The organism is Paenibacillus aceti (assembly GCF_003614185.1).
In the GTDB taxonomy this organism is placed as follows: Bacteria; Bacillota; Bacilli; order Paenibacillales; family Paenibacillaceae; genus Fontibacillus; species Fontibacillus aceti.
Genome location: NZ_KZ987724.1, coordinates 3,503,064 through 3,513,055 on the forward strand (window position 1 = coordinate 3,503,064; position 9,992 = coordinate 3,513,055).

Below are 9,992 nucleotides of genomic sequence, written 5' to 3' on the forward strand. Positions count from 1 at the left end.
GAACAAGCATAGAACCCGCTTGATAGCCTCATAATAGGAACATTCCAAATTGAAGAAGGTGCATTAGGATGGGCAAAAAGCTGAGCCTGCTCATGTTCAGCGGAGAGTATGATAAAGCGATGGCCGGGCTGATCCTGGCGAATTCGGCGCATGATATGGATATGGAAGTGACGATGTTCTTCAGCTTCTGGGGGCTGTTCCTGATCAGAGATCCCGAGAAGATGACGACCGAGGACAAATCGCTGTACGAGAGAATCATGACCTTAGCGACACCGAAGGGTCCCGAGCAGCTGCCGCTATCCAAAATGAATTTCAGCGGACTGGGCAAATGGATGCTTGAGGAGATGATAGAGGATCAAGAGGCACCGAAGCTGATTCATTTCCTGAAGGGCGCGCGCAAGAAGAACATTAAGTTCTCCGCCTGCAAGCTATCTGTAGAGATCATGGGGATCAAGCCAGAGGAGCTATTGCCGGAGGTCGAAATTGTGGATGCTCAAGCCTATTTGAGGGATGCTCTAGAGTCGGATGTTCAGCTGTTTATTTAGGTAAAAGCGCGGATTCCTTTCCGCTCTTCCCTTCAGGGGAGCTAGACATTCGGGTCACCCGTACTTGATATTGCACGGTACTTGCTAATAACTGCAGAAATACAATTATTTTGGCCCCTCTATTAGAGGGAAATCCGTCTAAATAGATGTATAAAAGCAGTTATATCCTCGGATGGAGGGGTAAAGCGCCAATATAACTGCATATTAGCACTTATCAGCCACTCCCTCCCCATCCCCCATCAATGGAAGCGACAGCCCTTCCCACCCGGCTGAACTATCTAAGTGCAGCTATAAATATTTTCATAAAAACAGCATCTAGGCATTCGCCTTCCTCACTGTCCTCTGCATATACTGTGTCATCAATGATATGAGTGAGGATCTAAGACTATGTTAAAGAGCATGACTTATGCAGACGATAAGACTGGCGTTAACGAGCAGGAGTACCTTGAAGCACATTTTTTTCCTTTCCGGCGGGCAACGATCGGCATCCAGCAGCCCTACCTGACCCCATACGGAGAACAACATATGATCTATGCCGATTGGACCGCCAGCGGAAGGCTGTATGAACCGATCGAGGCGGCGATTGCCGGGAAATTCGGTCCTTATATGGCCAATACCCATAGTGAGTCCAGCCTGACCGGACAGACGATAAGCCAAGCCTATAGAATGGCGCGACGGATCATCAAAGAGCATGTGAATGCCGGTCCCGATGACCTGCTGATGCTGACGGGTTCAGGGATGACCTCCGGCATTAATAAGCTGCAGCGGTTGCTCGGCTTGAAGATCCCGGAGTGGCAGAGGGTGTCGATCAGATTAAGCGAAGCGGAGCGACCGATCATCTTCGTCACACATATGGAGCATCATTCCAACCATATCTCCTGGGCGGAGACGGTGGGAGATGTCGTGATGCTTGAGCCCGGACAGGATGGAGAAGTAAGTCCCGCTCAGTTAGAGCAAGCGCTAAATAAATATCGGCATCGCCGTTTTAAAATCGGGGCATTTACAGCCTGCTCCAATGTGACCGGAAGAACGACCCCCTATCATCAACTGGCCAGAATCATGCATCAGCATGACGGACTATGCTTCATTGATTTTGCGGCTTCGGCTCCTTATGTGAAGATCGATATGCATCCGAAACAGCCTCTGGAGCAGCTGGATGGTATCCTCTTCTCCCCGCATAAGTTCCTCGGCGGACCGGGCACCTGCGGCGTGCTGATGATGCACAGTTCTCTATGCAGCAGTCCGATTCCCGATCATGTCGGCGGCGGTACGGTGGAGTGGGTGAATCCCTGGGGCACGAGGCGCTATGTCCGAGATGCGGAGAAGCGCGAGGATGGGGGTACGCCAGCGATTATTCAAGCTATCAAAACCGCCCTATGATCAAGCTAAAAGAGAAGATGCAGCCAGAGCGGATTCAAGCCCGGGAGCATCATTTGACCGTCCGCCTGCTCCGCGGTTTACGGCATATTCCTGGCGTAATCGTGCTGGAGCGGGAATGTGAAGACCGCTTGGGTATCGTCTCATGGATCATCCCCGGTTATCACTATAATCTGGTCGTCAAGCTGCTCAGCGATCGCTTCGGCATCCAGGCCCGCGGCGGCTGCTCCTGTGCCGGGCCCTACGGACATCATCTGCTTGGCATCACCCCGGAACTCTCGCGTATGATCGAGCAAGCGGTACTAAAGGGAGATTACTCCTCTAAGCCCGGCTGGGTGCGCACCTCGCTGCATCCAGTCATGACCGTACAGGAAGTAGATTATATCCTGTACGCCGTCACAGAAATAGCCCGTCATATTGAGACCTGGCGGCATGATTATCTATATAATCCGCTCACCAATGACTGGTCTCATATGCACGGGCAATCCATACCGGATGTAGCTGCCATGTTCGAGCTGTAGCGGTCAGCGATGAATCTTCCTGACGCGCTGCCGCTTATTTGATCCCAAGACGCATCCTGTAGCTTAAGAGGATTTGCTTCGTCTCACTGTTGAAGTATTGCTCTGCGCTCCTGCGGAAAGCGGCAAGATCCTCATTCAGCTCGGTCTTGCCCAGCTTCAGCACGCTCTGCAAGCCACCTTGACTGAGCATCAATCCAACATAGCGTTCAGCATCACATTGCTCACGATGATGGAATACGACCTCTCTCGTATACCGAAAAACTCCGCTTTTCTGCAAATGCAGCAGATGTTCATCCTTATTGCGTTTCAGGGCCTGTGATTCCTTGGCTACTTCCCGCTCCAGAATCTCATCGCACTTATGATACAGCTTCATATATTGCTGCTCCAACGGCCAGCTCAGCGTCGGCGGCCAATCGCAGTCATAGGCAGCGAAGACGCCGCCCTCCCGCAGAACTCGTTGGGCTTCCTGCAGAGTGCTTACCGGCTCCATCCAGTGAAAAGATTGCGAGCAGGTGATGATATCGACCGAAGCGGACTCCACCTCAAGCTGGTTGGAATAACCGGACACGAAAGAGATATGATCCTGCGCCCCCTCCCGAAGATGCTGGAGCTTGGAGATCGCCTTACTGCGCATATCCCCATTAGGCTCTACACCCAAGATCCGCTCCGCATGCCCGTTCCAGATCAAGGTGGACAGACCCGTTCCGCAGCCTAAATCGATCACGAAGGCTGGCCTGCGCTCTAAATAACGGGTCAGAATCTCTACCACCATTTCCGGGGCTTCAGGGCGATATGAATCATACACATCCGCGAACCCCGTGAAGCGCTCGATATTGCTCTGTAAATTTCCCTCTGGAATCTCTGGAACCATCCTATCCCCTCCATCTCTATATCTGCAATGATTAAGCCTGATGCTGCATAAGCTCATACACTTGCAAATGACGGTGAATCACCTTCAGCAAGGGAGAGTCGATCCCATACTTTTGGGCCAAATGTAGCAAATACCCGTGAAGATGCTGGCCTTCGATCGGCAGTCCTTTCTCCATATCCCGCAGCATCGAGGCCTTCATGGTATCATCCGTCCTCTCCATAGTAATCATATGCTTCTCGACAATCTCCTGATCCAGGGGCGCACCATGGGCCAGCATAATGGCCTGGCCTTCCAGGAATAGGGCCCGGATGAATTCACGACCGTCCTCACTATCCCTGATCGGCCCTAGCGGCGCCCGCATCAAGGTCGTCACCCCGGCGATCACGGTAATATATAAATACTTATGCCACATATCCTGCTCGATATGAGAGCTGCGCATGAAGGAGGCTCGGGTTCCACTCAGGGCTTCTTCAATTTTGCGAATCCGCTCCGTCTCCTGATTTCCGAACTCTCCGAAGCGGACATAATGGCCTTTGCTCGTCTGCACAATATGGCCCTGCTCATTAAGCGTAGTCTCGATGAAGCATAAGCCCCCGATGACCTTATCCACTCCGAATTCTCTCTGTAATTGCTGGATATGTGCCACCCCGTTCAGCAGTGGCAGAATGACGCTCTTCTCGCCTACGAATGGCTTGACATCCTGAATCGCAGACTGCAGATGATAGGCCTTGGTAGAGAATAAGATCAAATCGAATGCTTCCGCTTGATCCTGGGTCGTGATCAGCTTAGGCTGAATCGTCAGATCTCCGTTCACACTGTGGATCGCCAGCCCCTCTTGCTCAAGCTGCTGTCTACGACGCTCTCTGACAAGAAAGGTGACATCCTCCCCCTTCTCAACTAAGCGACCGCCGAAATAACCGCCTACTCCTCCGGCACCAAGCACTAAAATCCGCATCTGTTCCTTCATCTCCCCTGCATGAATGATTTTATTTATTCTGAATGTAGTTGTCGTACACCTTCTGCAGCAGCATCCTTAGCTGCTCCTTCTCCCCCTCGTCCAAGCCTTCGGCAAGATTATAGTTGGCTTCGGCCAGAATCGAGGTCAGCCTAGGCTCGAATTGCTTCGCCTTGTCTGTGGGATATAATCGATAGGACCTGCGATCATTATCATCCACGATCCGCTCCACATAGCCCGCCTCCTCCAATTGCTTAAGACAACGGGTCGTCGTGGCCTTATCAAATTTCACCTCACAGGTCAGCTGATCCTGATTCAACCCGGGATTCAGCAGGATCGTCTTCAGATAGCTGTGATGACCGCCCCCGCCTATATTATATTGTTTCAGTTTGGCAGCCAGTTCCTTCTGATTAACTCGGTTAATAAAAGAAATAAGCTTACCGATCGAGTTCATGTTCATTTCCTTGCCCTTCTTTAATTGTGATTATGCATACTTAAAATTCTATCGCAAGTTTGTTGCATACGCAACTAATTTGGAGTACACTTGTAAATGTCGATTTAGTTGTAGGTGCAACAAATAGGAGTCTATCGCATTTATAAAGTGAGGTTATCAGCATGAGTCCAAATCCAGCATTAACACGACAAACCTATCAGGACAATCCGGATGTACAGAAGCGGCGCTGGTTAATCCTGATTGTCATTAATTTATTTACCTTCATGTCCACTCTGGACGGCAGCATCGTCAACATTGCTCTGCCGGTCATCTCCAAGCAGCTGAATTTACCGGTAGCCCAGACCCAATGGGTGGTGACCAGCTATTTGATGATGATCTGTGCAGCGATTCTATTCTTCGGCAAGCTGGGGGATATCGTCGGCAAAATAAAAATTTTCAAGCTTGGCATGATTATATTTACGATCGGATCGCTATTATGCGGATTTAGTTACAACTTGACCTTCTTGATTGCATCGCGGCTCCTGCAAGCGCTCGGCGCCTCGATGACGATGGCGAATAATCAAGGGATCGTGACCGATATCTTTCCGCCGAATGAACGCGGCAAGGCACTAGGTTTTATCGGAACCTTCGTGTCCCTGGGCAGCATTGCTGGTCCAAGTCTGGGCGGTGTCATTATTTCCAGTCTCGGCTGGGAATATATTTTCTGGGTCAATGTGCCGATCGGTATTATCGCCTTCATCATCGGCGTCAAGACGCTGCCACAGGATTTGACGAAGCTGCGGGTGAAGATCGATGTAGCAGGCAATCTATTGTTTACACTGTTTATTCTTGCCCTTTTCTCAGGGCTATTGTTGGGCCAGCAGCTCGGTTACGGAGATTACCGTATTATCACCGCTCTGGTCGTTTCATTGGTTGTCTTCGTCGCTTTTATTTGGGTGCAGATGCATAAGCAGGAGCCGCTGCTCCAGCTCTCGCTGTTTAAGAATCCTCTGTTCTCATTAAGCATCCTATGCGGATTTCTCGTCTTCGTGGCCAACTTCTGCTATAACATTATCGCGCCCTTCTATGCGCAGAGCATTCTGAACCTGTCACCGTCCCAGGCCGGCTTCCTGCTCATGATCTTCCCGATCGTGATGGTCATTATCGCGCCGCTTAGCGGCAGTCTGTCGGATAAGATCGGCTCGGAGCTATTGACCTTCATCGGACTGATCATCATGGTGATCGCTCAATTCGGGCTCGCTTCATTGCACGATGGAAGTTCTATCGCTCTGGTAGGGGTATGGATCGCAATGCTCGGGCTTGGCAGCGGGATCTTCATGTCGCCGAACAATTCGCTCGTCATGTCCAAAGTGCCACGGACCCAGCTTGGGATTGCCGGCAGCATCAACGGCCTGATCCGCAACATCGGGATGGTCGTCGGTATTACGGTGGCTACCACGACTCTGTTCAGCGTGATGAGCCATAAGGCTGGCTATCGCGTTACCGGGTTGATCCCGGATCGCCCGGATATTTTCCTGAGCGGAATGCATGTCGTCTTCCAGACCTCGGCGACGATCTGTCTGATCGCTGCCCTGTTGACAGGTTGGCGGCTCTGGTCCTCAAGACGTTCGGTGCAAAATGAGCCTGTTCAATCCAATTAACCTGAATCGTAACAGAAGCTCCACTGCTGAGGCAGTTGGAGCTTCTTCTGTATTAGCCTAATGAAACATATTGTCAATCAGTATCGTTCGAATCACTGCGCCCGCTCATTGATCTTCCCTTTTAGCATAGTAATGAAGGCATAAAGTTCATAGAGCTCCTGTTCCTTCTGCCCGTAAGCCCGAACCTGGACACTTCCATCGGCTATCTCCGCGTCCCCGACGACGAGCGTATAAGGGATCTTCTGCACCTGCGCCTCGCGAATTCTGTAGCCCAGCTTCTCCTCGCGGCAATCCGCTTCCGCCCGGATTCCCAGGTCTGCAAAGCGGTCGCGTAATTCCTTGGCATAGGCCGCATGCGCTTCGGCTACCGGGATAATGACAGCCTGCACAGGGGCAAGCCAGATTGGGAACGCTCCGCCATAATGCTCAATCAGGATTCCCAGGAAACGATCGATAGAGCCGTAAATGGCGCGATGGATAACGACCGGAGTTTGTTTATTATTTTGCTCATCTATATAGGAAAGTCCAAATTTCTCCGGCATTTGAAAGTCCAGCTGAATCGTTCCGCACTGGTGGCTGCGATGCAAGGCATCCTTGATATGAAAATCTATTTTTGGCCCATAGAAGGCCCCGTCCTCCGGATTCAGACTATACTTCGCACCCGATGACTCCAGTACTCTCAGCAGCGCACTCTCAGCCATCTCCCATTGCTCGTCACTGCCCATAGAATCGAGCGGTCTAGTTGATAATACCAGCGTATACTCGAAGCCGAAGATGCCGTAGATCTCCTTGATCAGATCGATCGTATGCATGATCTCCTCTTCTATTTGCTGCGGAGTAACGAAGATATGTGCATCATCCTGACAGAAAGTCCTGACCCGGAACAAGCCATTCAGCGCGCCGCTGAATTCATGGCGATGAACCTGACCGAACTCGGCATAGCGGATCGGCAGATCTTTGTAGGAATGCAGGCTGTTCTTGTACATCAGCATATGTCCAGGGCAATTCATCGGTTTCACCGCGAATTGATGATGATCCAGCTCAGAGAAATACATATTGTCGCGATAGTGATCCCAGTGTCCGGATTGCTCCCACATTTGCCGATCCATCATAAACGGCGTGCGGATTTCCTCATAGCCATATTTTTGTAAATATTCCCGGGACAAGCCCTCTAATTCATTACGCAAAATAGTACCTTTCGGCAAATAGAACGGCATACCAGGAGCCTCGTCAGCGAACATGAACAGCTTGAGCTGCTTGCCAAGCTTGCGATGATCCCGCTTCTGTGCTTCCTCCTGCCAGCTTAGATGTTCAGCAAGCTCCTGCTTGCTGGCGAAGGCAACGCCCGAAATTCGCTGCAGCATCGGGTTCTGGCTATCCCCCTGCCAGTAAGCGCCGGACACATTAATCAGCTTGAAGAAGGGGCGGGCTTGATTTAAAGACTGGGCTATATTGTGGGCCAGCTCCTGGCAGTTCACGTCTGGATCTGCTGAAGCACTTCCCGGATAGATATCGATGTATTCTCCCAGTTCAATCAAGAGCATGGCAGCCGCGGCGGGCTCTTCCTTCAGTATTTCTACCTTCCACTTCTCCCCTCTGGCCTCAAATAACCGAATCGCTTCATCCCGAGCGACAAAACGGCAGCTCAGCGCATCCTTCTGCTTGGCAAGCTGCTCCATATCCTGTTGAATAATCGCCACATCTTCCTCACTAATCGGCTCCACAGCGTCAAAATCATAATAGAAGCCTTGGGCCGTATCGGCAAAAGCCCCTAGCTTAGCCCCCTTACATCTATGCTGTACCGCTCTTGCCATCAGCAGGGCTGCGGCCAGTCTCACTGGCTCCTGCTTCGAAATTGCAAGTTCCATCATCCTAAATCACTCCTAAATTTATTAATCATGACCACCCGTCCAACGGGTGGTTTGCACTTGGGGTATAACCCCCTGTTGCCAAACTGCGCCTAAAGACGCTAGCCTGACCACAAATCTGTTCAGGCTCAGTGTAATTTGTCACTTTCACTAACCAGTTAAACTGGTTTATTTCTTTTTGCTCCTGTTACTGCTAAACGGATCTTCGTACTCTTTTACACTCAACTTATCTATTGCTTGGTCATGTGCTTCTTGTTCACGAATGTATTTTGCTACGGTTGCTTCATTTAGGCCCACTGTACTTACATGAGTGTTTTGCATAATTCCGTTTCAGAGAAGAAGCGATAGCATATTCACTGTCGTTAAGGGGTAATTTTCGAAAATGGTATTATATGGGTGAAGAAAAGGGCAGACTTGCAGAATTTTAGAACAGCTCGTTTTTTAAGCGGCAGCCCGTTTTGAATGATGAGAAACGGCGAGCGCAGATGCAAGCAGAACAATGGCATTCAAATACTGGTGAGTTGTGACTTTCTGAATGCCCCGGACATGTGCGGCGTCTGCCGTCAAATAGGTTTTCAATCGGGAGTTGCAGCGTTCTACGCTGGTTCGTTCATTGTAAAGTTCCTTCCAACGCTTTGTATCCCGATGAGGGATGCTGTATCGCCGGAGATCATCCTTCGCATTTACTTTGACGACCATTCCATAGTTTGAAGACGAGCAGGCAGCCATGCCAAGCGGACAGTCGACTTTACCCGTGGCATGCGGGCAGCGAAATTTATGCATATCGCCGTCAACTCCCCAGTATGTCATCGCATAACCCATGGAACAGCACGGTGTTCCGTTCGAGGTCATGCCAGCAGGCGGTTCCTTCTCCCCCCGCAGATTAAGGGGAATGATGGCTTGTGCCTTGACGTTGCGGGCGGCCTCATAAACTTTCATTTGGTCGTAGCCCGCATCGAGTATGAAAAATCGTGTGCTCGTCCTGGACGCTGTTTTCTCGATCAGGCCCGGCGCCATTTCTCCATCATTGACATGCGCCGGCGTTACTTCCAAGGCGATCGGCAATTCACTTTTCGTATCGACCGCCAGATGAATTTTGTAACCAAACCATGTGATTTTATTGCCGAAGGAATCAATTTTTGCGCCCCAGTTCGCATTACCCGTTTGCTCGCTTTTGCGTTTGGGCTGCTTTTTCTCGTAAGCGCGGAGAGCGGCGCTGTCTATGGCGACGTTACTGCCTTCTATGATACCTTCCTGCTGACAGCGTGTGACCAAATCCTCAAAAAGCCGTTTTGCCAAGTCCTTTCTCGTCAGTTCTGAGAAAACTCGGCTTAATGTGGATATGGAAGGAGCTTCTCGATCCAGCGGAAGACCACACTGATAACGAAACCGGAGATCCGTATCCAAACGCTTATGCAACCCTGAAAAGGTACTTATTCCTTCAAGCGGCGCAGCCAAGAGTGCTCGTAGAATACCTTGTCTGCAGTATCCCTCAGCGCCTCGGGGTGAACGGCTTCTCAGTTCCTTGGCATACGGTCTCAGATCGAGAGAACTGAAGAAGATCGGCAATCTCTCCTTGGGTTGAATTTTTAAAAGTTCTTCGAAGGAAAACAGACATTCTTGGAGAATATACAAAGTGACTTCCTCCATCCTTGAGGTTTTTGGGTTTGGTCACTTGAAAACTTCTCCAAGTTGGGGTGAAGTCCCTTTTTTATGTCCGAAAATCCTTACGGCTCAAGGCCTCAGATTACTGCAAAACGC

Annotated in this window: 6 protein-coding genes and 3 pseudogenes; 3 read left to right on the forward strand and 6 right to left on the reverse strand. The window is 50.5% G+C overall.

Going from position 1 to position 9,992, the window contains the following annotated elements; genetic code table 11:
* The first annotated feature begins 68 nt into the window (after window positions 1-68).
* A complete protein-coding gene (locus BFJ94_RS15690; protein ID WP_120463506.1) occupies window positions 69-545 on the forward strand; it encodes a DsrE/DsrF/DrsH-like family protein in 477 nt (158 codons plus the stop codon).
* 399 nt (window positions 546-944) lie between these two features.
* Window positions 945-2,443: pseudogene (locus BFJ94_RS15695) on the forward strand (aminotransferase class V-fold PLP-dependent enzyme).
* 34 nt (window positions 2,444-2,477) lie between these two features.
* On the opposite strand, the gene BFJ94_RS15700 reads toward BFJ94_RS15695, so the two are convergent.
* The 3 genes from BFJ94_RS15700 to BFJ94_RS15710 are packed head-to-tail and all read right to left on the reverse strand — an operon-like array spanning window position 2,478 to window position 4,729.
* Entirely contained in the window at window positions 2,478-3,314 is an 837-nt protein-coding gene (locus BFJ94_RS15700; protein WP_120463507.1) for a class I SAM-dependent methyltransferase, read from the reverse strand.
* 31 nt (window positions 3,315-3,345) lie between these two features.
* Window positions 3,346-4,269 carry a 2-dehydropantoate 2-reductase gene (gene panE, locus BFJ94_RS15705; protein ID WP_120463508.1) on the reverse strand — a complete coding sequence of 308 codons (924 nt, stop codon included), beginning with the start codon at window positions 4,267-4,269 and terminating at the stop codon, window positions 3,346-3,348.
* Between the two features lie 31 nt (window positions 4,270-4,300).
* On the reverse strand, window positions 4,301-4,729 hold the full coding sequence (locus BFJ94_RS15710; RefSeq protein ID WP_120463509.1) for a MarR family winged helix-turn-helix transcriptional regulator: 429 nt from the start codon (window positions 4,727-4,729) through the stop codon (window positions 4,301-4,303).
* Window positions 4,730-4,884: 155 nt separating this feature from the next.
* Here BFJ94_RS15710 and BFJ94_RS15715 point away from each other — a divergent pair, with 155 nt between their 5' ends.
* Window positions 4,885-6,363, forward strand: coding sequence for an MFS transporter (locus BFJ94_RS15715; RefSeq protein ID WP_120463510.1), 1,479 nt, complete (start codon window positions 4,885-4,887; stop codon window positions 6,361-6,363).
* 92 nt (window positions 6,364-6,455) lie between these two features.
* Here BFJ94_RS15715 and thrS read toward each other — a convergent pair.
* The 3 genes and pseudogenes from thrS to BFJ94_RS15730 form a co-directional block, all read right to left on the reverse strand.
* Window positions 6,456-8,183: pseudogene (gene thrS, locus BFJ94_RS15720) on the reverse strand (threonine--tRNA ligase); the annotation flags it as partial.
* Window positions 8,184-8,399: 216 nt separating this feature from the next.
* Window positions 8,400-8,540 (reverse strand): annotated as a pseudogene (locus BFJ94_RS15725) (IS200/IS605 family transposase); the annotation flags it as partial.
* Between the two features lie 132 nt (window positions 8,541-8,672).
* On the reverse strand, window positions 8,673-9,866 hold the full coding sequence (locus BFJ94_RS15730; RefSeq protein WP_016311143.1) for a transposase: 1,194 nt from the start codon (window positions 9,864-9,866) through the stop codon (window positions 8,673-8,675).
* Between the last annotated feature and the right edge of the window lie 126 nt (window positions 9,867-9,992).